General features: G+C 42.5%; 24 protein-coding genes and 2 tRNA genes. 22 read left to right on the plus strand and 4 right to left on the minus strand.

Annotated elements, in window-relative coordinates:
- Positions 1 to 66 precede the first annotated feature (66 nt).
- From ACYPWY_RS11215 to ACYPWY_RS11305, 19 genes are all read left to right on the plus strand, one after another.
- A tRNA-His gene (locus tag ACYPWY_RS11215) sits at positions 67 to 143 on the plus strand.
- Between the two features lie 292 nt (positions 144 to 435).
- A complete protein-coding gene (ilvD, locus tag ACYPWY_RS11220; protein WP_459685618.1) occupies positions 436 to 2,265 on the plus strand; it encodes a dihydroxy-acid dehydratase in 1,830 nt (609 codons plus the stop codon).
- A gap of 241 nt (positions 2,266 to 2,506) precedes the next feature.
- Positions 2,507 to 2,977 (plus strand): transposase, encoded by a 471-nt coding sequence (locus ACYPWY_RS11225; RefSeq protein ID WP_459685619.1) that lies wholly within the window; start codon positions 2,507 to 2,509, stop codon positions 2,975 to 2,977.
- Positions 2,978 to 3,023: 46 nt separating this feature from the next.
- Positions 3,024 to 4,730 (plus strand): biosynthetic-type acetolactate synthase large subunit, encoded by a 1,707-nt coding sequence (gene ilvB, locus ACYPWY_RS11230; protein ID WP_459685620.1) that lies wholly within the window; start codon positions 3,024 to 3,026, stop codon positions 4,728 to 4,730.
- 30 nt (positions 4,731 to 4,760) lie between these two features.
- Entirely contained in the window at positions 4,761 to 5,165 is a 405-nt protein-coding gene (gloA2, locus tag ACYPWY_RS11235; protein ID WP_459685621.1) for an SMU1112c/YaeR family gloxylase I-like metalloprotein, read from the plus strand.
- Positions 5,166 to 5,172: 7 nt separating this feature from the next.
- The gene (ilvN, locus tag ACYPWY_RS11240) at positions 5,173 to 5,727 is read left to right on the plus strand and encodes an acetolactate synthase small subunit (RefSeq protein ID WP_459685622.1); all 555 of its coding nucleotides are present in this window, start codon (positions 5,173 to 5,175) and stop codon (positions 5,725 to 5,727) included.
- Positions 5,728 to 6,477, plus strand: coding sequence for an acyl-[acyl-carrier-protein] thioesterase (locus ACYPWY_RS11245; protein WP_459685623.1), 750 nt, complete (start codon positions 5,728 to 5,730; stop codon positions 6,475 to 6,477). It abuts the gene before it with no gap.
- Positions 6,464 to 7,150, plus strand: coding sequence for an acyltransferase (locus tag ACYPWY_RS11250; RefSeq protein WP_459685624.1), 687 nt, complete (start codon positions 6,464 to 6,466; stop codon positions 7,148 to 7,150). The genes ACYPWY_RS11245 and ACYPWY_RS11250 overlap by 14 nt, the downstream gene beginning before the upstream one ends.
- A gap of 30 nt (positions 7,151 to 7,180) precedes the next feature.
- A complete protein-coding gene (gene ilvC, locus ACYPWY_RS11255) occupies positions 7,181 to 8,227 on the plus strand; it encodes a ketol-acid reductoisomerase (protein WP_459685625.1) in 1,047 nt (348 codons plus the stop codon).
- Positions 8,228 to 8,375: 148 nt separating this feature from the next.
- Positions 8,376 to 10,217: an HsdM family class I SAM-dependent methyltransferase gene (locus ACYPWY_RS11260; protein WP_459685626.1), complete on the plus strand. Its 1,842-nt coding sequence runs from the start codon at positions 8,376 to 8,378 to the stop codon at positions 10,215 to 10,217.
- Entirely contained in the window at positions 10,217 to 11,146 is a 930-nt protein-coding gene (locus ACYPWY_RS11265; protein WP_459685627.1) for a restriction endonuclease subunit S, read from the plus strand. The genes ACYPWY_RS11260 and ACYPWY_RS11265 overlap by 1 nt, the downstream gene beginning before the upstream one ends.
- 154 nt (positions 11,147 to 11,300) lie before the next feature.
- Positions 11,301 to 12,326, plus strand: a complete 1,026-nt coding sequence (locus ACYPWY_RS11270) for a branched-chain amino acid aminotransferase (RefSeq protein WP_459685628.1) — start codon at positions 11,301 to 11,303, stop codon at positions 12,324 to 12,326.
- A 38-nt stretch (positions 12,327 to 12,364) separates the two neighbouring features.
- The gene (lptB, locus tag ACYPWY_RS11275; protein WP_459685629.1) at positions 12,365 to 13,135 is read left to right on the plus strand and encodes an LPS export ABC transporter ATP-binding protein; all 771 of its coding nucleotides are present in this window, start codon (positions 12,365 to 12,367) and stop codon (positions 13,133 to 13,135) included.
- A gap of 30 nt (positions 13,136 to 13,165) precedes the next feature.
- A complete protein-coding gene (gene ruvX, locus ACYPWY_RS11280; protein ID WP_459685630.1) occupies positions 13,166 to 13,606 on the plus strand; it encodes a Holliday junction resolvase RuvX in 441 nt (146 codons plus the stop codon).
- Position 13,607: 1 nt separating this feature from the next.
- Positions 13,608 to 14,165 carry a peptide deformylase gene (def, locus tag ACYPWY_RS11285; protein WP_459685631.1) on the plus strand — a complete coding sequence of 186 codons (558 nt, stop codon included), beginning with the start codon at positions 13,608 to 13,610 and terminating at the stop codon, positions 14,163 to 14,165.
- A gap of 16 nt (positions 14,166 to 14,181) precedes the next feature.
- Positions 14,182 to 14,985: a polysaccharide biosynthesis/export family protein gene (locus ACYPWY_RS11290; protein WP_459685632.1), complete on the plus strand. Its 804-nt coding sequence runs from the start codon at positions 14,182 to 14,184 to the stop codon at positions 14,983 to 14,985.
- A complete protein-coding gene (locus ACYPWY_RS11295; protein ID WP_459685633.1) occupies positions 14,982 to 15,770 on the plus strand; it encodes a polysaccharide biosynthesis/export family protein in 789 nt (262 codons plus the stop codon). The genes ACYPWY_RS11290 and ACYPWY_RS11295 overlap by 4 nt, the downstream gene beginning before the upstream one ends.
- A 21-nt stretch (positions 15,771 to 15,791) precedes the next feature.
- Positions 15,792 to 18,188 carry an exopolysaccharide transport family protein gene (locus ACYPWY_RS11300; RefSeq protein ID WP_459685634.1) on the plus strand — a complete coding sequence of 799 codons (2,397 nt, stop codon included), beginning with the start codon at positions 15,792 to 15,794 and terminating at the stop codon, positions 18,186 to 18,188.
- Between the two features lie 89 nt (positions 18,189 to 18,277).
- Positions 18,278 to 20,365: a tetratricopeptide repeat protein gene (locus tag ACYPWY_RS11305; RefSeq protein WP_459685648.1), complete on the plus strand. Its 2,088-nt coding sequence runs from the start codon at positions 18,278 to 18,280 to the stop codon at positions 20,363 to 20,365.
- Between the two features lie 309 nt (positions 20,366 to 20,674).
- Here ACYPWY_RS11305 and ACYPWY_RS11310 read toward each other — a convergent pair whose 3' ends face one another.
- On the minus strand, positions 20,675 to 20,836 hold the full coding sequence (locus ACYPWY_RS11310) for a hypothetical protein (protein WP_459685635.1): 162 nt from the start codon (positions 20,834 to 20,836) through the stop codon (positions 20,675 to 20,677).
- Between the two features lie 158 nt (positions 20,837 to 20,994).
- The gene (locus tag ACYPWY_RS11315; protein ID WP_459685636.1) at positions 20,995 to 21,525 is read right to left on the minus strand and encodes a hypothetical protein; all 531 of its coding nucleotides are present in this window, start codon (positions 21,523 to 21,525) and stop codon (positions 20,995 to 20,997) included.
- A gap of 144 nt (positions 21,526 to 21,669) precedes the next feature.
- On the opposite strand from ACYPWY_RS11315, the gene ACYPWY_RS11320 reads away from it, so the two are divergent.
- Together ACYPWY_RS11320 and ACYPWY_RS11325 are read left to right on the plus strand one after the other, a co-directional pair.
- Positions 21,670 to 22,566 carry a class I SAM-dependent methyltransferase gene (locus tag ACYPWY_RS11320; protein WP_459685637.1) on the plus strand — a complete coding sequence of 299 codons (897 nt, stop codon included), beginning with the start codon at positions 21,670 to 21,672 and terminating at the stop codon, positions 22,564 to 22,566.
- Positions 22,567 to 22,668: 102 nt separating this feature from the next.
- Positions 22,669 to 22,742, plus strand: a tRNA-Ile gene (locus ACYPWY_RS11325).
- Between the two features lie 162 nt (positions 22,743 to 22,904).
- On the opposite strand, the gene ACYPWY_RS11330 is transcribed toward ACYPWY_RS11325, so the two are convergent.
- Together ACYPWY_RS11330 and ACYPWY_RS11335 are read right to left on the minus strand one after the other, a co-directional pair.
- Positions 22,905 to 23,726 carry a hypothetical protein gene (locus tag ACYPWY_RS11330; RefSeq protein WP_459685638.1) on the minus strand — a complete coding sequence of 274 codons (822 nt, stop codon included), beginning with the start codon at positions 23,724 to 23,726 and terminating at the stop codon, positions 22,905 to 22,907.
- Positions 23,727 to 24,233: 507 nt separating this feature from the next.
- Entirely contained in the window at positions 24,234 to 25,208 is a 975-nt protein-coding gene (locus ACYPWY_RS11335; protein WP_459685639.1) for an NUDIX hydrolase, read from the minus strand.
- A gap of 559 nt (positions 25,209 to 25,767) precedes the next feature.
- Here ACYPWY_RS11335 and ACYPWY_RS11340 point away from each other — a divergent pair.
- A complete protein-coding gene (locus ACYPWY_RS11340; protein WP_459685640.1) occupies positions 25,768 to 25,893 on the plus strand; it encodes a hypothetical protein in 126 nt (41 codons plus the stop codon).
- Positions 25,894 to 25,895 lie beyond the last annotated feature (2 nt).

Raw genomic sequence — 25,895 nt, forward strand, 5'->3', positions numbered from 1 at the left:
GATACTATTTTCTCAAAATAGATTTGCAATCACCAAAAAATATGTATATTTGCACCGCAAAATACGGTGGTTGTAGCTCAGTTGGTTAGAGCGTCGGATTGTGGTTCCGAAGGTCGCGGGTTCGAGCCCCGTCTTCCACCCCAGGGCAAATGTCGGTTCCCGAAAGGGCAAATACTTGTTTATTTGTTCGATAAAGAGCCCAAAAGCCCTTGTGTTTTGAAAAAAAGTCGTACATTTACAGGCAAATATAATACTGAGTTATGACAAATCGTATTTTACGCGTCGTCCTTGTGGTCAATGTTCTGCTCGTCGGACAGAATAAATGAGGAGGGTATGTATAAACTTTGACAAGAAATAAGACAAAGAATCAAATCAATAATATAAAACCTTTCTCAATTTTGGGAAAGGTTTTTTTGTAAAAAACTGTCAGTTACAATGAAAATAGAATTACGCAGCTCAACAAGCACGCAGGGACGCCGGATGGCAGGGGCAAGAGCCCTTTGGAAAGCCAACGGGATGAAAGAAGAACAAATAGGAAAACCATTGATTGCTATCGTCAATTCTTTTACCCAGTTTGTGCCGGGGCATGTTCATTTACACGAAATAGGGCAAAAAATAAAAGCCGAAATAGAAAAATTGGGCTGCTTTGCCGCCGAATTCAACACCATTGCCATAGACGATGGTATCGCCATGGGACACGACGGCATGTTGTACTCGCTTCCGTCCCGCGACCTGATTGCCGACAGTGTGGAATACATGGTGAATGCCCATAAAGCCGATGCCATGATTTGTATCAGCAATTGCGACAAAATAACCCCGGGTATGCTTATGGCTGCCATGAGGTTGAATATTCCGGCTGTTTTTGTATCGGGAGGCCCCATGGAAGCTGGCGACCTGAACGGCAAACACCTCGATTTGATTGATGCCATGATAAAAGCGGCTGACGATTCGGTTTCGGACAAGGAGATAGAGGCCATTGAGCGGTCGGCTTGTCCCACATGCGGTTCGTGTTCGGGTATGTTTACGGCCAATTCGATGAATTGTCTGAACGAAGCCATCGGTCTGGCGCTACCCGGCAACGGTACTATTCTGGCCACCCATGCCAACCGGACAAAACTATTCAAAGATGCGGCGGCGCTGATAGTCGAAAATGCCTGTAAATACTACCGCGATGGAGACGAAACGGTTCTTCCACGCAAAATAGCAAGCAAACAAGCCTTCCTCAATGCCATGACCTTGGATATTGCCATGGGAGGTTCTACCAATACCATTCTTCACCTGCTGGCCGTTGCCAACGAAGCCGAAGTCGATTTCACGATGGACGACATTGACGCCCTTTCGCGCAAAACGCCTTGCCTCTCGAAGGTGGCGCCCAATACCGACAAATACCATATTCAGGATGTGAACCGCGCAGGCGGCATTCTTTCCATCATGAACGAACTGGCAAAAGCCGGACTGGTGGATGCATCTGTCCACCGGGTGGATGGACTGACGCTTGCCGATGCCATTCGCAAATACGATATTACCGGAAAAACGATTGACAAAGACGCCGAAAATTTATATAAGTCCGCTCCATGTAACAAGTTCAACCTCGTACTGGGTTCACAGGAAAATTACTACCCTTCGCTGGATACCGACAGAGAGGGTGGCTGCATCCGCAACATAGCACACGCTTATACCAAAGACGGAGGCCTCGCCATCCTGAAAGGGAACATTGCCCAAAGCGGTTGCGTAGTGAAAACGGCGGGCGTTGACGAAAGTATATTCCGCTTTGCCGGAAAAGCCAAGGTATTCCACTCGCAGGAAGCTGCCTGCGATGGCATCCTCGGCAACAAGGTAGAGGCTGGCGATGTGGTTGTTATCACCTACGAAGGGCCAAAAGGAGGCCCGGGAATGCAAGAAATGCTGTATCCCACTTCCTACATTAAATCGAAGCGCTTGGGTAAAGCCTGCGCGCTGATTACCGATGGACGCTTCTCGGGTGGAACATCGGGCTTGTCTATCGGACACGTATCGCCCGAAGCGGCTGCCGGAGGCGCTATTGGCCTGGTTCGCGATGGCGATATAATAGAAATAGACATTCCCAACCGCTCCATCAACGTAAAACTAAGCGACGCCGAACTGGATGCCCGCAGACAGGAAGAGCTGGCAAAAGGAAAAGACGCCTTCAAGCCAAATCGTAACAGAGTTATATCCAAATCATTAAGGGCTTATGCAAGCATGGTGAGTTCGGCTGATAAGGGGGGAGTGAGGATAGTGGAATAAAATAATATCAATGACCTACACCCCAGACATACACAATCGCCACAGTATTCGCATGAGAGAATATGATTATTCGCAAGCGGGTTTGTATTTTATAACCATTTGTGCACAAAATCACGAATGTATATTTGGGAGAATTGTAGAGGAAAAAATGCAATTAAATGAATTTGGGGAAAATGTAAAAGAATGTTGGTTGGAAATTCCACAACATTATCAACGTGTAATTTTACACAATTTTATTGTCATGCCAAACCATTTACATGGAATTATTGAAATAATATCAAACGTAGGGGTCGAATATTTTCGACCCGAGAAGGATGTAATTGCGGATACAAGGGTCGAGAAGGATGTAATTGTGGATACAAGGGTCGAGAAGGATGTAATTGTGGATACAAGGGTCGAAAAAGATGTAATTGTGGATACAAGGGTCGAGAAGGATGTAATTGTGGATACAAGGGTCGAAAAATATGTAATTGTGGATACAAGGGTCGAAAATATTCGACCCCTACGCGAACGTCCGAATTGTGAATCGGGGTCAATTGGCGCAATCGTGCGCGGATTTAAAATTGGAATAACGAAAAAAATAGGATATTCCGTTTGGCAACGCAATTATTACGAACACATTATCCACAGTAGTAATGACTATGCAAGAATTGTTGATTACATTGAAAATAATCCTGCACGTTGGGAGGTTGACAAATTGTACAAAGGATAAATAATTTGATTGATTGCTCGAATAATAATAAAGAATAAATAACATAATGACAAATAACAAACAAATAACAGGAAGCGAGGCATTGATCCAATCATTATTACAAGAGGGGGTTGATACCATCTTTGGCTATCCGGGTGGTCAAATCATGCCTGTGTTCGACTGTTTGTATGATTACAAAGGCAAATTGAATCATATATTGGTTCGCCACGAACAGGGGGCGGTTCATGCGGCGCAAGGATTTGCCAGAACATCGGGAAAAGTGGGGGTAGCCCTCGTTACATCCGGCCCGGGAGCAACCAATGCCGTAACCGGAATTGCCGATGCCATGCTCGATAGTACGCCCATTGTTGTTATCACCGGTCAGGTTCCTTCTTCCTTGCTGGGTAGCGATGCTTTTCAGGAGGCGGATGTGATAGGTATTACACAACCAATAACCAAATGGTCGTACCAGATAAGACGTACCGAGGACATTCCCTGGGCGGTTGCCCGGGCTTTTTACATTGCTTCTACCGGTCGTCCGGGGCCTGTTGTGCTCGACCTCGCGAAAAACGCTCAGGTTGGTAAATTGAACTTCAGCTACGAAAAAATAAACTTTATCCGAAGCTACCAACCGGTTCCCGATATGAGAAAAGAGGATATTCGGGCGGCGGCCGAGCTGATAAATAATGCCAAGAAACCGTTTGCCCTAATCGGACAAGGGGTGATTCTTGGGAGCGCCGAAAAGGAATTGGCCGACTTTCTCCTGAAAGCGGATATTCCGGCTGCTTCCACCGTGCTGGGCCTTTCGGCCATGCCCTCCGATTTTCCGTTGAATATGGGGATGCTGGGGATGCACGGAAATATAGGCCCCAACATGAAGACAAACGAATGCGATGTGCTGATTGCCATAGGTATGCGTTTCGACGACCGCGTTACGGGCGATTTGGAGACTTATGCCAAACAAGCGAAGGTCATCCATTTCGATATAGACCGTTCCGAAATAGACAAGAATGTAAAAACAACTGTGAAAGTTTTGGGCGATGCCAAAGAAACATTGCCCCAAGTAACCAAACTATTGAATAAAACCGACCGCTCGGCATGGAAAGCCGGGTTTAAACCTTACGAGGAAAAGGAATTTGATGCCGTTATCAAAAAAGAAATCTATCCGGCATCCGGCCATTTGAAAATGGGAGAGGTGGTTAACAAAGTTTCCGAAGCTACCGGCCACGATGGCGTGCTTGTAACCGATGTAGGACAAAATCAGATGATGGGCGTCCGGTATTTCAAATACAAACACACCCGCAGCGTGGTTACATCGGGTGGATTGGGAACGATGGGCTTCGGGCTACCGGCAGCCATCGGCGCAAAATATGGCGCGCCCGACCGGACGGTATGCCTGTTTGTGGGCGATGGAGGTCTTCAGATGACCATTCAGGAGTTGGGGACGATTCTTCAAACCAATATTGATATAAAAATTATTGTGCTGAACAATCACTTTTTGGGCATGGTGCGCCAGTGGCAAGAACTGTTCTGGGATGAGAGATACTCCGAGACCGTGATGAAGAATCCCGATTTTGTGATGATTGCCAAAGCATACAACATTGCCGGTCGGAAAGTAGAAAAACGGGAAGAACTGGATGCAGCCATCAGCGAGATGATAAACCACAAAGGCTCTTATCTGCTTGATGTGCAAGTAGAAGCAAAAGGCATGGTTTATCCGATGGTTCCGGCGGGAGCATGTATCACCAACATTCTTCTGGGAGATGAAAAATAGGATGTGTATAGAAAATTTGAATCAATTTGGATGTTGAAAGGCATACACCATATCGCTATTATTTGTTCCGATTATAAAAAATCGAAAGATTTTTATGTAAATAAACTGGGATTTTCAGTAATTTGCGAAACTTTTCGCGCCGAAAGGAATTCGTACAAGCTGGATTTGTCGGTCGGGGGTAATGGGCAGGTGGAATTGTTTTCATTCGATAATCCGCCCGAAAGGCCCAGTTATCCCGAAGCGCGGGGCTTGAGGCACCTGGCTTTTGCTACTGATGATTTAGAACAGGAGGTAGCCGGACTAAAAGCCAGGGGAATAGCCGTTGAACCCATCCGAAAGGATGAACTTACCGGTTGCCGGTTTACTTTTTTTGGCGATCCTGATGGTTTACCGTTGGAATTGTATGAACTGAAAGAACAAAAAATTAATAAATAAAGAGAGCATGATAGACGATAAAATATTATACACTGTAACTATATTTTCGGAAAATACGGTTGGTTTACTCAGTCAGGTAACGGCAGTGTTCACCCGTCGTCAGTTGAATATTGAGACCCTGTCGGTTTCGCCTTCGGCATTGGAAGGGATACATAAATTTACCATCACCGTATGGAGCAATCCTGAGGACATTGTGAAGGTAGTCAAGCAAATAGACAAACGTGTTGATGTGCTGAAAGCCTACTTCAATACCGACGAAGAGCTTGTTTATCAAGAAATTGCACTTTATAAGCTATCCACCCCCGATTTTCTGAAAATTGGTTCGGTTGAGGCGCTTATCCGTAAATACAATGCCCGCATTCTCGAAATCAACGAAGTTTGCGTGGTCATCGAAAAAACAGGGCATCACGAGGAAACCCAGTCTCTGTTTCAAGAACTGAGTGAAACGATAAAGGTATTGCAATTTATCCGTTCGGGACGGGTAGCCATCAACAAATCGAAAATCGAACGGTTGAGCGATATGCTTGCCGGACTGGAAGAAAAGAAAAAAGCGCAAGAATAAATGAAGTCAATTGTAGGAAAATATATATTCTCGATAGATGCCTATCTAACCGATTTTGGAGGCCAAGCAACCTTGTCGATGCTTGGCGGATTCATGCTTCAGGCAGCAACAAAACATGCCGAGGAGCGTGGGTTTGGCTTCTCGTCCATGACGGAGCAAAAACGTGCCTGGGTGCTATCGCGGATGGCTATCGAAATTTTTGAATATCCTAAAAACGATACCGAAATAACGATTTATACCTGGGTGAAAGATGTAAACAAACTCTTCACCGAACGTTGCTTTGCATTCCGAAACGCTGAGGGGAAAAACATCGGCTATGCCCGCTCCGTATGGGCATCAATAGATTTGGAAACCCGTCGCCCAACAAACGTGCTGGAACATTACGGCCTGATTGACTACGTCAATAAAGATGAGCCTTGCCCTATCGAAGGGATGAGGAAAATTCCGCCGATTAAGGATGTTGATCCGGTTGGCAATTTTGTGGTGAAATACAGCGATGTGGACATAAATAAGCATCTCAACAGCATGAAATACATTGAGCATTTCATCGACCTGTTCGATTTGGAGATGTTCAGGACAAAAGAAATCAGGCGATTTGAAATTAATTATATTGCCGAAGCGCATTATGGTTCGACCATCTGTTTGCTGAAAAAAGAAGAACAGGAAGCTATTTTCACTCTCGAAATGAAAGACGGAGAATCAATAGTGAGCGCTGCAAGAGTAACCTGGGACGAAATTGAACAGAATTAAGAAGCCAATGGGATTAAGGGAAATACTCAGTAGAAGCGAATTTGTCCGCAATCTGGCATTTTACTTTAAAAGTAAAAAAAGAACAAGGAAAAATGCCATAAAGGGTAGCAATAACAAAATTGTGAACCGGGGTCGTTTCTATAAGGTAAATAAAAAAATCTTTGGCGATAACAACTATGTGGAGGTAGATGAATTATCGGCCCTGTCGGATGTAAACATCATGATTAGAGGGAATAACAACCGGATAACAATAGGCAAATCGACCAACATAAACGGAACGTTGTGGATTGAAGGGAGTAATTGCCATATCACCATTGGCAATCGCGTAACCGTTATCAATGCCTCCTTTACCGTTACGGAAGATAACCTGGCGATAACTGTCGGCGATAGCTGTCTGTTTTCTTACGGAATTGAAGTCAGGACAAGCGATTCGCACAGTATAATAGACTTAGCCTCTAAGGAGCGAATCAACCGGGGCGAAAGCATCGAAATTGGCAACCATGTGTGGGTAGGCGTAAAAACCATGCTGCTTAAAGGGGTAAAAATAGGCGATGATAGCGTTATTGGAGCCCAATCTCTTGTAACAAAAGATGTGCCTGCAAACTCAATAGCAGCCGGAAATCCGGCAAAAGTGGTTAAGTCGGACATAACATGGGATATAAATCAAATTTAATTTATACACTATAATAAAATTTAAAAACAAATGGCAGAAATGAATTTTGGAGGGGTTGTAGAAAAAGTAGCAACCCGTGATGAGTTTCCTTTGGAAAAAGCAAGAGAAGTTTTGAAAAACGAAACAATCGCAGTAATTGGCTATGGCGTACAAGGCCCCGGTCAGGCATTAAATCTTCGCGACAATGGATTCAACGTTATCGTTGGACAACGCAAGGGTGGTAAAACATGGGAAAAGGCAGTTGCAGACGGATGGGTACCGGGCGAAACTCTTTTCGACATAGAAGAAGCCGTAAAAAAAGGCACAATTATTCAGTACCTTTTGTCGGATGCCGCTCAAATTGAAGTGTGGCCACGAATCAAACCCTATTTAACAGCAGGCAAAGCCTTGTATTTTTCTCACGGCTTTGGCATCACCTACAAAGAACGGACAGGAATTATTCCTCCGGCAGATGTTGACGTTATTCTTGTGGCTCCTAAAGGTTCGGGCACCAGCCTTCGCCGGATGTTCCTCGAAGGTCGCGGTTTGAATTCAAGCTACGCTATTTTTCAGGATGCAACAGGTCGCGCCAAAGAACGTGTCATTGCCTTGGGTATTGGCGTTGGTTCGGGTTATCTGTTTGAAACAGACTTCAAACGCGAAGTATATTCCGACCTGACAGGCGAACGCGGTACATTGATGGGCGCCATCCAGGGATTACTTTTAGCACAATACGAAGTTCTACGCGAAAACGGACACTCACCATCGGAAGCATTCAATGAAACAGTAGAAGAATTGACTCAATCGCTGATGCCTTTGTTTGCCGAAAACGGTATGGACTGGATGTATGCCAACTGTTCGACAACAGCGCAAAGAGGCGCTTTGGACTGGATGGGACCTTTCCACGATGCTACAAAACCGGTGTTCCAGAAACTGTATAACGAAGTAGCCATAGGCAACGAAGCACAACGCTCAATCGACACCAACTCAAAACCCGACTACCGCGAAAAACTGGAAGAAGAACTGAAAGCCCTTCGCGAAAGTGAAATGTGGCGTGCCGGAGCAGTTGTAAGAAAATTGCGTCCCGAAAATAACTAACCGGAGGCTTACAAAATCCGAATAAAAAAAGCAGGTTGCTCAAAAAAAATGAGTAAGCTGCTTTTTTTATTTGACAATCTGCTGATTCGGGATTGGATTATCGTAGTAAAATTGTATTTTTACAGGGAAAATGTAATTTTACACTAATATGGCAAACGAACGGATAACAGAAGACATAGTACGCGACCATTTTAAAAATGACCCTTTATTCAAAAGCATAAAATTTGAAGAACAGAAGTCGTATAATAAACGGGTTGTTGATTTGTTACAGTCTGCTTCAAAAAGTGGAAAAGGAGTTGGTAAGCCCGAATTTATCCTGTCTTTTCCTGCGGGAAATATGGATTATCTGATTGTTATTGAATGTAAAGCATCATGTGCTAATCACCAAAGTATAAAGCGGGATGTGCCAAAAGACTATGCCGTGGATGGTGTATTGCATTATGCAAAAGCCTTGTCTCCCGAGTTTGATGTGATAGCTATTGCCGTGAGTGGACAGACGAAGCAAGAATTAATGGTTTCGCACTTTATATGGAAAAAGGGAGAACAGACCGCGACAGAAAACAAGGAAGACAAAAGGCTTCTTCCGATCAACAGTTATCTTAAATTATTTAATAACGAACAATTTGCGGATAATCTGCGTAATGTTGATATTATACAGAAAGCGATAACGCTGAATGAAGATTACCAAGCCTATTCTATTACAGAAATGACCCGCTGTACAATGGTTAGCGCTATTCTTTTATCACTTCTTCACGAACCATTTCGCATAAGCTATAAAACTTATTCCACCTCCGAAAGTTTGGGTAAAGCCATGTTGTCGGCCATTGATAATGTATTGACTCAGAATAATACGCTCAATCAAACGTCCATGATTGGAGAGTACAGTAAAATCTTGAATGAGCCGATTTTTAAGCAAGACGTTATCAAACATAAAAATAAAAAGAACCATGAGTCATCAGTAGAAGTTGCTAAACAAATGGTGGAATACTTGCACAACAATGTATATCCCCTCATTGATATGGAACAAAGCGGGTTTGATGTATTGGGTCGATTCTATACGGAATTTATACGTTATGCGGGGAGCGAACAAAGCCAAGGGTTGGTACTTACGCCTGCGCATATTACCGACCTCTTTTGTGATTTAGCTAATTTAACATCCAATGACATTATCTATGACCCGTGTTGTGGAACAGGCGGGTTTTTGATTGCGGGGATGAAACGCATGCTTGAATTGGCAGGCAATGATGACACAAAGAAACAGCAGATAAAAAAATATCAATTAGTGGGAGTGGAATTACGCCCTTCCATGTTTACTTATGCTTGTTCCAATATGATGATGCGTGGCGATGGAAAATCGAATATCTTTTGTGGAGATTGCTTTGCTTTGGCAGGTATGATAAAAGATAACCATAAACCAACTGTCGCTTTTTTGAATCCACCTTACGATGTAGGAACAGCCGGACAGATGCTTTTTATTGAACATGCACTAAATATGGTAGCGCCACAAAATGGAACAGTAGTTGCGATTGTGCAAATGAGTTGTGCCATAAAAAACGAAAAAGAGTTGATGTCCATAAAAAAACGGATATTAGACAAACATCAGTTGAAAGCCGTACTGTCTATGCCTGATGAACTATTTAATCCGAATGCTAGCGTAGTAACCTGTATAATGGTTTTTAAGGCAAGCGAAAAAAATGAAGGTCGCAAAACATGGTTCGGGTATTTTAAAGAAGATGGTTTTGAGAAGCGCAAGCACAGAGGACGTATTGATGCCCGAGGGAAATGGAAAGCTATAAAAAAGAGATGGATAACAGCCTATCATAATTTCGACGAAATATCAGGGTTATCTGTAAAACAAGAGGTTACTCATTTGGACGAATGGTGTGCCGAGGCCTATTTGGAAACGGATTATTCGACACTAAACCAAATGGACTTTGAGAAAAAAGTGAAAGAATTTGCTGCGTTTAAGTTTTTAAATGGGATGGAATAATGAAACGACTGGACGAAATATTCGACATTTGGTATGGGGTTAATTTGGAATTGATTAATTGCGTACAAAAAGAAAATGGAGCGCCTTTTGTTTCGCGGCAGTCAGTAAACAATGGTATTGTCGGTTATGTAGAACCCATTGATATTATACCGAATCCTGCCAATTCGTTAAGCATTGCAGGCAGTGGAAGTGTTTTGGCTACATTCTTCCACGATTACGAATATTATAGTGGTAGGGATGTTTATATCGCCAAGCCGAAGCAACCACTAACAAAATCGCAAATGTTGTTTTATGCTTATGCGATTGAGCAAAACAGGTACCGTTATAATTATGGAAGACAAGCAAATAAAACGCTAAAAAATATAAGAGTACCTTCTCTTGATGAATTGCCCGAGTACGTTAATGCGATTGATATTCAAAGCCCTTTTTCTGAGAAACCTCTTTTGGATGAAAAAATAGCCCTCAATACAAGTAAATGGCAATGGTTTAGGCTGACCGATTTATTTGATGTAGAGCGAGGAACAAGGCTGACGAAAGAATACCGAGAAGATGGGGAGATTCCTTTGATTACCGCTGGATTGGAGAATGAAGGAGTTAACCAATTCATAGGAAATGATGAAATGACACAATATCAAAATCATATCACAATAGATATGTTTGGGAATAGTTTTTTTAGAGATTACGCCTTTTGTTGCGATGATAATATATTAGTATTAAAACAAAAACAGCCAATCATTACAAAATATATTGGAATTTTTATTGCTGCAATTCTACACAGAGACAATTACAAATATGCGTATGGAAGGCAATATCGTCAAAAAAACTTTAAACAACATTTAATCAAACTCCCAACCACCGTCGCAGGTCAGCCCGATTGGTTATTTATGGAAAATTATATCAAATCGCTCCCATTTTCGGGAAGTATCTGACACAAAGAAGAGCTGTTTAAAGCAGGTTGCTCAAAAAAAATGAGTAAGCTGCTTTTTTTTATTTGACAATCTGCTGATTCGAGATTGGATTATCGTAGTAAAATTGTATTTTTGTGGCGTCAAATCAGTTAACGGAAAAATAAGATATAAGCAAATGAGTATGGATGCGATAGATTGGAAGAATTTGTCATTCGGTTACATGAAAACCGACTATAATGTCAGGTCATATTTTAAAGGCGGAAAATGGGGGCCTCTGGAAGCAACCGATTCCGACCAAATCAGCCTTCACATGGCTGCAACCTGCCTTCATTACGGACAGGAAATTTTTGAAGGATTAAAAGCATTTAGAGGGAAAGACGGAAAAATCCGTGTTTTCAGAATGAAGGACAACGCTTTGCGTATGCAATCGTCCAGCAGGGGCATTTTGATGCAGGAATTTCCTGTTGAAAAGTTTGAAGAGGCTGTTATAAAAGCCATTAAACTGAACGAACGCTTTGTTCCGCCTTACGAAAGCGGCTCCTCGTTGTATATCCGCCCATTACTCATCGGCACCAGCGCTCAGGTGGGTGTGAAACCGGCCACCGAATACCTGTTCCTGATATTTGTAACACCTGTTGGCCCTTACTTTAAAGAAGGTTTCAAGCCCACGCCCATTGTTATTTTGAGAAGCTACGACAGAGCCGCTCCGCTGGGGACAGGCATCTACAAAGTAGGCGGGAACTATGCCGCCAGCCTTGTACCGGGCGAAAAAGCGCACGAACTCGGTTACTCGGCCGTATTGTATCTGGATGCAAAAGAAAAGAAATACATCGACGAATGCGGCCCGGCCAATTTCTTCGGAATAAAGAATAATACCTACATCACGCCACAATCCTCCTCCATATTGCCCTCCATCACCAACAAAAGCTTGATGCAATTGGCCGAAGACATGGGAATGAAAGTAGAACGCCGTCAGATTCTGGAAGAAGAACTCTCCAGCTTTGAAGAAGCGGGAGAATGTGGAACAGCAGCCGTTATCACACCCATCGAACGGGTGGATGACCTGGAAGAAAACAAAAGCTTTGTATTCGCGAAAGACGGCAACGCAGGTCCTGTATGCACAAAACTGTACAACAAGTTGCGCGCTATACAGTATGGAGACGAACCGGATCCGTACGGATGGGTAACAGTATTGGACTAAGTGTTTTTTTTGACCTATTTACTTATTATATCTTTTTGATGAGTTCAGAACAAAATCAAATGATTCTCCGAACCGAAGACCTGGTGAAAAAATACAAGTCGAGGACGGTTGTCGATCATGTTTCGATAGAAGTTAAGCAGGGCGAAATAGTCGGTTTGCTAGGCCCTAACGGAGCCGGAAAAACAACCACGTTTTACATGACCGTAGGTTTGGTAATGCCCAACGAGGGGAAAATCTTTCTGGATGACAAGGAGATAACCAAGTATCCTGTTTACAAGCGCGCACAAAACGGCATCGGCTATCTTGCCCAGGAAGCCTCCATTTTCAGGAAGCTATCGGTTGAGGACAATATTCGTGCTGTGCTCGAAATGACAAACACCTCAAAAGAATATCAAAAAGAAAAACTCGAAAACCTTATCGCCGAATTTGGCTTGAGTAAAGTTCGTAAAAATCTGGGAGACAGGCTGTCGGGAGGAGAACGGCGCAGGGCCGAAATTGCCCGCTGCCTGGCCATAAATCCCAAATTTATCATGCTGGACGAGCCCTTTGCCGGAGTAGATCCGATTGCCGTTCAGGATATACAGGAGATTGTTGCTCAACTCAAGTATAAAAATATAGGTATCCTGATTACCGACCACAATGTGGACGAAACATTAAGCATTACCGACAGAGCCTACTTATTGTTTGAAGGACGAGTGCTTTTTCAGGGAACAGCAGAGCAATTGGCTGAAAATGAGATAGTCCGCGAGAAATACTTGGGTAAGGATTTTGAGCTGAAGAAGAGAACTTTTAGCCACATAAAGCAATAGTATAAAAAAAATAATTATCTTTGCAACTTTATGGCGCGCTTGTTAGCAATTGATTATGGCACAAAACGTACGGGTATAGCGGTATCCGACACGCTAAAAATTATAGCAACAGGCTTAACAACCCTACCGTCGAATGAGTTACTTGCGTTCTTGAAACAGTATTTGAACAAAGAACAGGTCGAACTTATTATTGTTGGGGCCCCCAAGCAAATGAATAACGAGCCTTCGGACAATATGAAACATGTTGAAGCTTTTGTGCGAAAACTGAAAAAAGAAATTCCTTCTGTGCCTGTGGCCTATTATGATGAACGATTTACATCGGTCATGGCCCACCGGGTGATGCTGGAAGGAGGACTTAAGAAAACAGACCGGCAAAACAAGGCTCTGGTTGACGAAATAAGCGCCGTTATAATATTACAAGGCTATATGGAGAGTTCATTGTATATGAATAGCTCAAACTCAAAACTGTAACATGATTTTACCTGTATATATATATGGACAGCCTGTTTTGCGGAATCCTGCACACAAGATAACACCGGATTACCCCAAACTGAAAGAGCTTATAGACAATATGTTCGAGACGATGTACAACGCAAATGGTATAGGACTTGCCGCCCCTCAGGTAGGCTTGGACATCCGGTTGTTTGTCATTGACCTGGAACCTTTAGCTGAAGATGATAACCGGTTTGCCAATTTTAAAAAGGTATTTATTAATGCCCGCATACTCGAATTTTCGGACGAAACAGAATCGCTGGAAGAAGGGTGTTTGAGCCTTCCGGGCATAAACGAATTGGTTATAAGACCAAAAAAAATTAAGATAAATTATTTTGACGAAAATTTTGTTGAGCATACCGAAGTTTACGCCGATTTCTTCGCCCGTTGTATTCAACACGAATACGACCACATAGAAGGAACTGTTTTTACAGATAAAGTATCGGGTATCAGAAAACAATTAATTAAATCGAAACTGAATAATTTTATCAAAGGCAAAGTAAAATGTTCATATAGAGTAAAAGCATTATCGAAATAATATTTATTAAAAAACTATGAAGAATAGAATATGCTTATTTTTGGTATTATTTGCTACTTTTTTCGGATCTTGCGTAACCCCAAAAGATACGAATTATTTGCAAGATATAAAAAAGGGTTATCCGAAAGAGGATGTTGCCCCTGCCGATTATAAAATAATACCGGGTGATCAATTATTACTGTCCGTTTACACACTGAAAGAAAGTACACGAAGCTTGTTCGCCATATACTCGGCAAATATCAGTTCATTGAATAGCGGAAATATAGGAGTAACTGCAGTAGGGAGCGGGGGCGGAGTAGCTGACTTGCCCAACAACGTTTTGAATGTATATTCGAACGGAACAATTAATATTCCCTACATCGGGCGTATTGAAGTGCAAAATATGACTGTGTTTGAAGCAAAAAAGGCAATAGAAGATCAATTTAGAGTCTTTTATCCCGATGTATCGGTAGATATAGCGTTGCGAAACCGGTCTTTCTTTGTTTTGGGAGAAGCCGGATCAAGCTCGATACAAATGACAAGTATGCGAATGACCATTTATCAGGCCTTGGCTCTATCGGGAACGATTACTCCTTATGGGAACAGAGCAAATGTTAAAATAATAAGGCAAACGGCCTCGGGAACAGAAGTTAAAACCTTTGATTTGAGGTCGAAAGATATTGTTGATTCGGAGTATTATTACATACAACCGAATGATGTAATCTATGTTCAACAAATGCAACGCAGATTTTGGGGAAGTATAACCTCTTTCACTTCCATTTTTGGATTTATTACAGGGCTGGCAGGAATGATAACTTTGATTGTAAAATTGACAAAATGACAACATTAATGTATAAAAAATACCTGAATAAACTATTTTTACTGGCAGGAATAGTTGGACTGATTTCATCGTGTATCTCTCCGAAAGAAACAAATCTTTTACAGCCGGATGAAAAGCCATATTACTCGGTAAAACCTTATGAAGATTACAAGATACAGGTCTATGACGAAATATATTGTACTATTCTGACCGACAATACCGACTTTATGGAAGAATATCAACAAGCATATTCGAGCATTATAACCACTACCAGCGGAGGGGGTTCTCAGCAAACATCGTACATTGTGTCGAGCAGCGGATACATTTCCATCCCACTTTTTGGCAGTATAAAAGTAGAAGGACTCACCGTTTCCGAAGCAGAAACTGCCATCCAAAAAGAAATGAAAAAATCTTACCCCGATGCAGAGGTGAGAGTCAGGTTAAGAAACAATTCTTTCTACGTTGTTTCGGGGGGCAAAAATGGTATGTATCCGATATATAAAGATAATATGACCATTTATCAGGCCTTGGCCATATCGGGAAACATTTCCGATGAAATAGATTTGAGTAAAATTAAGATTATCAGGTTAAATGAGGATGGTGCATCCAGCACTGTCAAAACATTTAATTTAAGAACCGAATCGGTTATCGAATCCGAATTTTATTATATCAAGCCCAATGATTTAATCTATTATACAACAAGCGGCAGTTCATTCTTTAAAGTAAGATCTTTTACCGCATTGTTCGCTACAATTCTTACACCGGTAACATTTTTAATAACGATGCTTGCATTTGATTTTAAATAAAAAGAAGAAAGAGTAAAATATATGGAACAAAATACAAGGACAAATGAACTTAACGACCCTTATTTGGAAGAGGTTCAGGCAAACACGAGGTTCTCATTCGATTTTATATTGTGGTTTTACCGTATCCTCAAATATTGGTATCTGTTCGTCATCTCGTTAATCGTATTTTTGGGATATGCCTATATAAAGAATAAATCGTGGAAGCCCTCGTATATTACTTCAGCCGTATTGATGATTGAGTCGAGAGGGAGCAATATTGGTCTGAATAATAATGCGGTTAACTTTGGAAGTATTGTTCGTAACTCTGTTAACCAGAAGATGATGCTTACCTCGCACGACATGATTGCCCGGACTGTTGCAAAATTGCCGCAATTGCGGATAAATTATTTTACAAAGACAAAGTTCAGGACGGAGAATTTGTATGGCTATACACCTGTCGAAATAGAATACAATTTTGTCGCTCCCAGCGCATACGATATAAGTGATTACAAAATAGAACCTATTGATTCCGAGAAATGTAGAATATCGTATGAAGCAACCGAAACTGTCCCGCCATTTTCGATGGACATCCCGTACGGGCAGTTTGTTCAGGAATCGAGGTTTTTTATTAAAATAAAGAAAACGAACAGATTCACTTCCAATTTTCAGCCTTTCTATTTCCGGTTTGTACCCGAAGGAGAATTGATGAACAGGTATCAGGGAAGGGTATATACCTACGAAATGGCGGAAGGGTCTTCGGCGCTGTCGGTTAAGGTTGTAGGAGATAACTCGAATCAGGATGCCGAATTTTTGAGCACATTGTTCAAAGAGTTTCAAGAATATAACTTGTCTTTGAAAAATGAGGCGGCAGACAATACGATAAGGTTTATCGACAGGCAATTAAAGATCATAAACGATTCGTTGCAAGTAGCAGAAACTACTCTCCACGATTTTCAGGAAAGAACCGGAATCTATAAAGTTGAATCGGGGGAAGACAGGCAAAAAATGAATGAGACCCTGACGCGTTTGGGCGAAATGAAAGCCAGGGAGAATTCAATTCTCCTGTTAACAGAAATCATAAATAATACAATACGCAAGGATGAAGAACTTGTTGATCCGGCTTCGCTTGGTTTAGACCAGGAAGTGGGGAAAACCAATTTATCGACACTTGTAACGGAGTACAATATTCAACTTGCGAAAATGCGGGGTATGCCCGAAGTGCATCCATCATACTACAGTTATGCAGATAAATTGAATGGTATGAGGATAAAAATTCTCGAAGGATTAAAAACCCTTCAAGGTAAAATGCAAGCCGAAAAAGAAACATTGAGAGCCGACTCGGCACAATTGGGGACTTACCTGGCCGTATTACCGGCACAGGAAAGGGAATTTTTGCAGTACCAGCGGGATTATACGGTGAATGATGCGTATAGTACCTATCTGATTAATAAAAAGTATGAAGCATCGCTTCAGAAGGCATCGAATGTTCCCGACAATTATGTTTTGGAAGCTCCCCGCCCGAATAATGCTCCCACAAACGAAAAAGAAAAGGAGAACACCTTTCTGCTATATTTTCTGGTAGGCTTAGCGCTTCCTTTAGGCTTTATCATTTGTAAGGAAGAATTGTTCAACTTTTCTATATCAACCAAAGAAGAATGCGAAAAAATATCGGGACTGCCGGTAATTGGTACGATAGAAAATATCTCGAAGAAGATGTCGAACACGGCTGTTTTGGTTAAGAATTTTCCCAAATCGAGTTTTGCCGAGTCGTTCCGGAATATGCGAATCAGGATAGAATACCTGGCACAAAAAGAACAATCTATTTCGCTGCTGGTTACATCGGCTGAGCCTGCTGACGGAAAAACTTTTGTCGCTGCAAATATGGCATCGGTTTATCAGTTGACAGGAAAGAAAGTGATACTTATCGACTTCGACCTTCGACGCCCTTCGGTTGCTAAAAACCTTGGCGTACACTCCAAGAAAGGGGTCTCTAATTACCTGATAGGACAGGTATCGCTGGACGATATTGTTATTACACATCCCGAGTTTGGTTTTGATATAATCGCAGCCGGAACGCTGCCTCCTAATCCCAGCGAGTTGATAAAGACAAAAAGGACGAAAGAATTGATAACGTACCTCAAGTCAAATTACGATTTTGTGATTATCGACTGTAGCCCGATTGGCTTGGTTTCGGATGCCTACATTTTATCGCGCTTTGTTGATACGGTATTATTCGTTGTTCGTAGAGGAAAAACAAATAAATCCTTCCTGAAGAGTGTTGTTTCGCAGGTAAAAGATGACGGGCTCGACCGTTTTGCCCTTGTCTTCAACGATGTTAAAGGACGAGAGGGCTATTACGGAACATCGCGTTATTACGGAGACAAATCTTATTACCTGAAGCGAAATTCTTATTATCACGACGATTATTTCGAAAAATAAAAAAACATAAAAAGAGAGACTTGAATAGCCTCTCTTTTTTGTTCTATGCCGGGAATTCATATATTTGCCCATTATTCGATAAATCCATGATGAAGAAACAGTTATTCTCGCTATATATTTTGCTGGTTATCAGTCTCTCTTTGTTTAGCCAGATCAATACCGACAGGGTGATGATTATTGGGCGAAATGCCTTGTATTATGAAGATTACGTTCTGTCGATACAATACTTCAACCAAGTAATCAAGGCGAAGCCCTACTTGTCCGAACCTTACTTTTACAGGGCAATTGCCAAGTTTTATCTCGAAGACATAAAAGGAGCGGAAGAAGACTGTACGCTATCGCTCGACCGTAATCCGTTTTTTACGAACGCCTATCAATTACGCGGAGACGCGCGCCTGAATCTGGAAGATTATGACGGCGCCATCCAGGACTACCAAAAAGCCCTGGAATACTCGCCCGATAATAAATTTGCCCTCATCAATACCGGTGTGGCCAACATCCACAAAAAAGAATATGAGCTGGCCGAAAAAGAACTGAACGAACTCGTGCGGGCATACCCCAATTATACCGAAGGAATTTTGGTGCGGGCATCCATGTTTGCCGAAAAAGGAGACACAATTAAAGCCCTAGAGGACTACAACAGGGCCATAGAAACCAATAAATATTTCTATCCGTCTTATTCGATGCGCGGGCTGCTGTATTATGGACAAAAGAAATACGCCGAAGCGCTGGCCGATTTGAACGAGGCCATCCGGCTCGATCCGGTTCCCGTGGGCAATTACATAAACCGCGGATTGATTAAGTATGCCAAAAAAGATTTCAGGGGCGCAATGGAGGACTATGACAATGTGATAGACAAAGAGCCCAACAATATTATTGCACGCTTCAACCGGGCCCTGTTGAGGTCGCAGGTGGGAGACGATAACCGCGCCATAGAAGACTTTGATTTGGTCATTCAGCACGAACCCGACAACTACATTGCCTACCTTAACCGCGCCTTGCTGAAACAAAATATTGCCGACCACAAGGGCGCCTTGTCAGACCTGAACATTGTACTGGCCGAATACCCCGATTTTTATCAGGGATTTTATATGAGGTCGGAGATGAAACGCCGCCAGAACGATTTGAAGGGCGCTGAACGGGATTATTTATATGCACTGAACGAGGAGAACAAAATAAAAAAGCAAACCCTGAAAGGGGATGCTAAACCCAACAGCAAGGAGGACGCCGATAAGGATGAGGACGTCAAGACAAGGGAAAAATCGGATAAGGCCATCGAGAAGTTTAATTTACTGGTGGTTGCCGATACCGACGAACAACAGAAGAATAAGTATAAAAGCGAGGCGAGGGGACGAATACAAGACCGTCAGGTGAAGGTGGAACTGGAGCCTAAGTTTGTTGTTTCTTACTACGAGAAACCCGACAATATAAAAGGCTTTGTCCATTTTAGTCCCGCCCTCGAAAATATGAACAGGAAGAACATCCTGAGCCGGAAGCTGGTTCTGACAAACAGCGAAATACCGTTGACCGAAGAGCAAATAGAGGTTCATTTTGCATCAATCAACGAATTTTCTAAACTGATAGATGAGCATCCCGATAATGCGGATTTCCATTTTGGCAGGGCGCTCGATTATATGCTGGTTCAGAACTTCAGCAATGCCATCGAAGACCTGAATGAGGCCATTAGAATTGACCCCCGGTTTATTTTAGCGTATTTCAATCTGGCGATTGTATATACCAAACAACTGGAAATGAAAGAGTACATGCCCGAATACGAAACCATAAATCCGGTACTGAAACTGGATAAACAAAAAAATGGCGGCAACCCGGCGCAACCCTCCACGGCCTTATCTTCCAAACTGAATCCCGATAAGAAATTGTACGAATACGAACTGATTGTCAATAACTACAACAAAGCGCTGGAGTTGAATCCCGACTTTGTATATGCCTACTACAACCGGGCCGAGATACGCTCCATGCAAAGAGACTTCCGCGCCGCAGTACTCGACTATAACGAAGTAATAAGAAGAGAACCCAACTTCCCCGATGTCTATTTCAACAGAGGCCTGGACCGCCTGCAACTGGGCGAAAAAGACAAAGGCCTGTCCGACCTGCGGAAAGCCGGAGAGCTTGGAATACTGAACGCTTATAATATCATTAAACGGATGACGGAGTAGGTTGGTTCTGTGTTTTAGTCTCGCAGAGGACGGCGCTAAATGCCCATTCGCGGCAGCGAGCGTATGCCATACGCCCCTACGGGTAAAATGGACAATAAAACCTCATTTTCACCTAATTATAGACACAAAACAACCTCAGCATCAGTATGTTATAATAAATAACCCGACCTCATTACCCCATTTATTTTACACTAAATTTTCGTGCCGTAGGTACGAGATGCAACATGGCGTGCCTAACGGCACGCTACTACGGCGGGGAATAGCTTTTCTACCAACATTATGTTCCTAACGGAACAAGGGAAACATGACTTAGGGATTGACGGTCAATTTTCCCTGCCAAGCCACGCAGGTGGCGACAGTTATTTTTACGACAATTGTCCGCAGGACATCCATATCAATAGGAAAATAGCATTCCAATTCGCCATTTTCCCCGTAGGGGATACACGGAAACGATGAATGTCCTACGGACAATATTGTGGAGGATTAAACTGTTTTCTATTGATATGTAAGCCCTACGGACTAGATTTCGAGGGTTAAACACAGGGTTTTGCTGGTGAGCCGTGAGCCGAATAAACCAAAAAAGCTGCCCGAAATTATTTGGGGCAGCTTTTCTGTTTATTATCTCAGGTTTATTTGAATGACTTGAATATTGGTTCTATCATTGCATCGTAAGTTGGTTTTTCGTCTGCGCTGTATCTCAGCACGGCGGTAACCACTTTCCCGTTGGAGATGATAGTCTTTTGGTAGAAAATAATTTGTCCTGATCTTATTCCGGCGAGGGTGTAGTTGGTGGTTCCGAACGTTTTATACGATATTTCGTAACCGCTTTTGTAGGCTGTATCTTCGTCAAATAGCGGCTGCAAATTGAGCGCTTCACCTTCAACCGGAGTAACACGTGTATCCAGATATACGCGCAAGTCGGCCATTCCGTTTTCCGATTTGAATACTTGTCCGTTTCCGTTATCCAATACTTCATCGGGGAAGAGCGATTCGCTCGGATAGCTAATGCAAAATCCGTTGATTTCGTTACAGTATTTACCGGCAGATACCGTTCTTGTTGAATCCTGGCCGGAAGCTTCGCCGGCGTTCTTTTTCGAATCACAACTTGCTGTTGCGAAAATAATGCCTGCTATCAGGCTGAGAAAAGTGATCTGTTTCATTTGTTGTTTATTTTTTGTTGCAATTAAATATTTTTCAATTTCCCTATCTGTAATAGTGACAAATATAGCGGTTATTTATATAACAGGGAAATCAAATCAAACAAAATCGTATCTTTACGAAAATATTTTTAAACTTGTTTTGAAATGCAATTGCTTGAACCCCAAAATTGGGAAGATTATGAATTAATTGACTCGGGAGATTTCGAAAAACTCGAACGGTTTGGAAAATACATTGTATGCCGCCCCGAACCTCAGGCTGTTTGGGAAAAGACAAAACCCGATAGCGAATGGACGAAGCTGGCAGATGCCGCTTTTAAACGGGAAAAAGGCAAATCGGCTCAGGATGAAAGTGAACGGGGTAATTGGACACAAAAAGAGAAAATGCCCGACCAGTGGTTCATCAACTACCGCTACAAAGAGATGAAACTCAAGTTCCGACTTGGGCTCACGGCTTTCAAGCATGTTGGCCTTTTCCCCGAACAATCGGAAAACTGGAACTATATATACGACACCATAAAATCGTTCAACACCGTTGATGAGCCAAAGGTCCTGAACCTGTTTGCCTATACGGGAGGCGCTTCGTTGGCAGCCAAGAGCGCCGGAGCAGACGTTACCCACGTCGATTCTGTCCGGCAAGTGATTACCTGGTCGAGGGAAAACATGGAAGCATCGGGCCTGGATAATATCCGCTGGATTGTAGAAGACGCATTAAAATTCTGCCGCCGCGAAGTAAAACGCCAGAAAAAATACAACGGCATAATCCTCGATCCTCCGGCTTACGGGCGCGGCCCCGGTGGCGAAAGATGGATACTGGAAGAAAACATTGCCGATCTGATGCGCCTCTGTCGCGATTTACTGCACAACAAAGACAGTTTTCTGATAATCAACCTCTATTCGATGGGATTTTCGTCCATCATAGCCGAAAACCTGCTAAAAAATTACTTCCCCGAAGTAAAAAATCCCGAATATGGCGAACTGCTAATCCCCGAAAAATCGGGAAAATGCCTGCCTTTGAGTGTTTATGCCCGATTCAGGAAATAGCAGCTCCATGCCAATAAATAGTAATATTTTCTTTTTCGGACTTGTGTAATTGAATAAAAAGCAGTAATATTGCATCCGGTTTTGAGATTGACTCTCAAATTAGGTCCTATAGCTCAGTTGGTCAGAGCATCTGACTCATAATCAGGGGGTCCTTGGTTCAAGCCCAAGTGGGACCACAACTTATGTATCTAAAGCCCTTGTAAGTAAACAACTTGCAAGGGCTTTGACTTTTGGGAGACCAAACGAGGCTCAATGATGGGATTTTGGAAATATTTTAAAAGCCGCCGCACAGTTTCTACACCATGCGGCGGCTTGCCTTATAATTGTTTAGCTACTTGCTACTTAACCAGCGCCTTGCTGTTTATAACGCTGCCGTCATCATAAACCGTGCGCCTGATGACAAAGCCTTTTGCCGTTGCCGAAGCCGGTTTTCCGGTCAGGTCGTAATAGCTTTCGGAAACGATGGCTTTGGCGCCGGCAATGTTGCCTATACCGGTGCTTGTCCGGGTTACCGTTACCGTCGTTGCTTTCACTGTTGCCCAATTCGCAGGATTTGCCGTCGAGCCGTCCGCCATAACGATTTCCCCGTCGCTGTCTGTAACCAGACAGCCGTCGCCGGATACATCATTGGTGCAGGAGAAGGCGCCGACGATAATCGTTACCTTGCCGCCGCTCGAAGACGTTATTGCGTTGTCTTGGCCGGTGTAGGAGCCGCTTTCGACGATTAGCTCGCTGAAATACACGTTAATGTTGACACCAGTGGTGGCGCCGTTTTTAAACGTAACCTTTCCGGCGTATATTGTAATTTCGCCATTGTCGAGGGTCTTACCGCCGAAATCTATCGTATAGGTTTTACTATAGAGTAGGGAAGCGCTTTGCCCTAGTAGGTTTACGTCCTGCAGCATCGTTATTGTGCCGCCGGTGTCTTCCAGGTTTTCAACTGCTTCTTCCAGCGTTGCGTATATAGTCGGGCTGTTGCTGATGGCGAAGTTGTCGTTAGGGCCAAGACCGCCTTGCGCGTGCGCCGTTGCAGGCAGAAAGAGAAAGAAAAGAAAGGCGAAGACAGTAACCGCCCCGCAATTTGCGCATCTGTACGACAATTTGTACGGGTTATAACCGCTCTGTAGCCGTGTTGTTGATTTTTTGTTCATCCAATTCATGTTTACATTGTTTAAATTTAGAAACTGTTTAAAATTTATTCGTCAAATTTTACAGGAAGATGAAATAAAATGTTCGTTTAATTTTATCGCTATGAAACAAGAAATTTAAACATTGAGTTTTTGTGTTTCTTCGGCGTATAACAACACGAAAGCCGTGCCGGAACGAATCCGGCACGGCTTGTGCATATAAGTTTTACCACCCTCTAACTCATTGAAATATAGGCGTTTACCCCCCCCCGCAAGGATTATAACACTCTGAATCAGAGCATTATAAGAGTGCATAACAGCGGGTATATTTTCAGGATAAACTGTCATATTACTAATTGTTAACCTATGCCGCAAAGGTAAGAAATGTTTGGAAAATAGCCAAATAAATTTACAAAATTGCAGGTGGCAAACGCATGAAAAAAGTCTTTCGGACTTTTTTTTGCCAATGGTCGTGGCACGCCACGACCCTATAACTCGAAACTTTGAACTTTGAACCTTGAACTAGTTCCAACCAACTTATCAAACGGGGCTTAAACATGCCGAAGGAATGGAAACAGGTTGAGTCGAAACGGCTTCTTTTCTAATCGCGCTGGCGGCTAAAACCGTATTTTTCAGGTACTCATATTCCAGTTGAAAACATTCGGCGAATTTTGAATCGTCTCCCAAGTCGTTTTCTATTTGTTTTGTCGTCCATAACCGGCCATGCAACGAATCCAGCTTTTCTATTTCACTTTCGTCTTCGATAATTGAAGCGAATAAAAATATCAAGCGTTTAGTGTTCTCATTCTCAAACGTATATTTCAACAAGAACCTGAATGGTAATTCCTTGCCCAAAGAGCGGACGATGCTGTTTTTTACGGCCAGATTAATTTCGTGCTTAAACAGCATATACTTTTCAAAGGGATGGTCAAGCGCACCCGGGTCGAGTATATCGTTTGCTTCCCTGTCTTGCAAATATATTTTGCCATTGCAAACAAGCGCTACCCTGACAATTGGATGAAGAAATTTGTTTTTCATCTGAACAGTTACCGATTTGGCAATTTTTCCGGTAACTTCCCCCCGCTCATTTACAATTGGTATCCAGTCTTCCTTCTTGAGTTTGGTGGCAATGGCCTTAATTTTTATATGTTCGTACAGCATAATAGCCACTATCCCTGTTACAGGAACCCCAATAAAAATGTAAACATCATCCGATTGGGGAAGCAGCCTGTCGTTCAGAAATTCATAAACCGAGGCGACGAATATGTGCAACGTAAAGAAGTATTGTGTAAAGGTGGCCAGTTCGAGAAAATCGTTGAAAAAGATTTTTCCGCCGGTACTATTCTTGTACATGTAATGCCTGATATGCGGCTTGTATATCTTTATTATCATCAGTATGCAAACAGCAAATATTTCGGGTACAATCATGTATATGTTATCAGAAAGAAACCACTCATTCGACAACATCCACACAATGAGCGATAATGTGAGCGCAATGAAAGAGACAATAAACATAATGCTGGTTGTTGATGTCTTGAGGAATAGCTTTACGATTATTTCGGCAACAGCAGCAAATAGCAGTGAATATATTAACGAAATTTGTATAGTTGTCGAGGTGCACAACAGGAGGTATAGTGCAAAAGGGAATAACCCCAAGCAAGGGTTCATTAAATATTTTTTAATCTTACTACTAAACATAACATTTATTAAAATCGTACAGATAGATTTATCTGATATATAACTTTCTAATTTTCCTGATAGAAATAAAACAAACAGAATACGGTGTTTGTTCGCTCTATATTTATCTTTTTTGCGTTAAATGTGTTAAAATGGCGAAGCTTAGCGGAAAATATTCCGGTTGTATTGATTATTTTTGCTAATTTTCAGCTGTTTTATATAACTGGTAGAAAACGGTCGAAGGCGCATATTTATTGTGTAGAATAGGAAGAAATTCTATATACCTCTCAAGGCAAAGGCATATTTACAGGACAAACCTTGAAAATTTTTAGTACTACTATTACGGATGAGATTCCTCCCTTTGGTCGGAATGACTCACCTATTGGCGGTTTAAGAGATGAGGAAGCGGCGGCTTTGCCGCCGCTTCCTCATCTCATCTCTCCAAAAAGGAGACAGTCATTCCGACCAAAGGGAGGAATCTCCTGCTCATATCAGCAACTTTACCGAAAGGCATAAGCCGTAAAA

The sequence above is a fragment of the Viscerimonas tarda genome (genome assembly GCF_054601255.1).

Bases quoted from the DNA above. Each gene is read 5' to 3' on its own strand.
- ilvD (WP_459685618.1), top strand. From the start codon at position 436: ATGAAAATAGAATTACGCAGCTCAACAAGCACGCAGGGACGCCGGATG.
- ACYPWY_RS11225 (WP_459685619.1), top strand. From the start codon at position 2,507: ATGCCAAACCATTTACATGGAATTATTGAAATAATATCAAACGTAGGG.
- ilvB (WP_459685620.1), top strand. From the start codon at position 3,024: ATGACAAATAACAAACAAATAACAGGAAGCGAGGCATTGATCCAATCA.
- gloA2 (WP_459685621.1), top strand. From the start codon at position 4,761: ATGTTGAAAGGCATACACCATATCGCTATTATTTGTTCCGATTATAAA.
- ilvN (WP_459685622.1), top strand. From the start codon at position 5,173: ATGATAGACGATAAAATATTATACACTGTAACTATATTTTCGGAAAAT.
- ACYPWY_RS11245 (WP_459685623.1), top strand. From the start codon at position 5,728: ATGAAGTCAATTGTAGGAAAATATATATTCTCGATAGATGCCTATCTA.
- ilvC (WP_459685625.1), top strand. From the start codon at position 7,181: ATGGCAGAAATGAATTTTGGAGGGGTTGTAGAAAAAGTAGCAACCCGT.
- ACYPWY_RS11260 (WP_459685626.1), top strand. From the start codon at position 8,376: ATGGCAAACGAACGGATAACAGAAGACATAGTACGCGACCATTTTAAA.
- ACYPWY_RS11265 (WP_459685627.1), top strand. From the start codon at position 10,217: ATGAAACGACTGGACGAAATATTCGACATTTGGTATGGGGTTAATTTG.
- ACYPWY_RS11270 (WP_459685628.1), top strand. From the start codon at position 11,301: ATGAGTATGGATGCGATAGATTGGAAGAATTTGTCATTCGGTTACATG.
- lptB (WP_459685629.1), top strand. From the start codon at position 12,365: ATGAGTTCAGAACAAAATCAAATGATTCTCCGAACCGAAGACCTGGTG.
- ruvX (WP_459685630.1), top strand. From the start codon at position 13,166: ATGGCGCGCTTGTTAGCAATTGATTATGGCACAAAACGTACGGGTATA.
- def (WP_459685631.1), top strand. From the start codon at position 13,608: ATGATTTTACCTGTATATATATATGGACAGCCTGTTTTGCGGAATCCT.
- ACYPWY_RS11290 (WP_459685632.1), top strand. From the start codon at position 14,182: ATGAAGAATAGAATATGCTTATTTTTGGTATTATTTGCTACTTTTTTC.
- ACYPWY_RS11295 (WP_459685633.1), top strand. From the start codon at position 14,982: ATGACAACATTAATGTATAAAAAATACCTGAATAAACTATTTTTACTG.
- ACYPWY_RS11300 (WP_459685634.1), top strand. From the start codon at position 15,792: ATGGAACAAAATACAAGGACAAATGAACTTAACGACCCTTATTTGGAA.
- ACYPWY_RS11305 (WP_459685648.1), top strand. From the start codon at position 18,278: ATGAAGAAACAGTTATTCTCGCTATATATTTTGCTGGTTATCAGTCTC.
- ACYPWY_RS11315 (WP_459685636.1), bottom strand. From the start codon at position 21,525: ATGAAACAGATCACTTTTCTCAGCCTGATAGCAGGCATTATTTTCGCA.
- ACYPWY_RS11320 (WP_459685637.1), top strand. From the start codon at position 21,670: ATGCAATTGCTTGAACCCCAAAATTGGGAAGATTATGAATTAATTGAC.
- ACYPWY_RS11330 (WP_459685638.1), bottom strand. From the start codon at position 23,726: ATGAATTGGATGAACAAAAAATCAACAACACGGCTACAGAGCGGTTAT.
- ACYPWY_RS11335 (WP_459685639.1), bottom strand. From the start codon at position 25,208: ATGTTTATTGTCTCTTTCATTGCGCTCACATTATCGCTCATTGTGTGG.
- ACYPWY_RS11340 (WP_459685640.1), top strand. From the start codon at position 25,768: ATGAGGAAGCGGCGGCTTTGCCGCCGCTTCCTCATCTCATCTCTCCAA.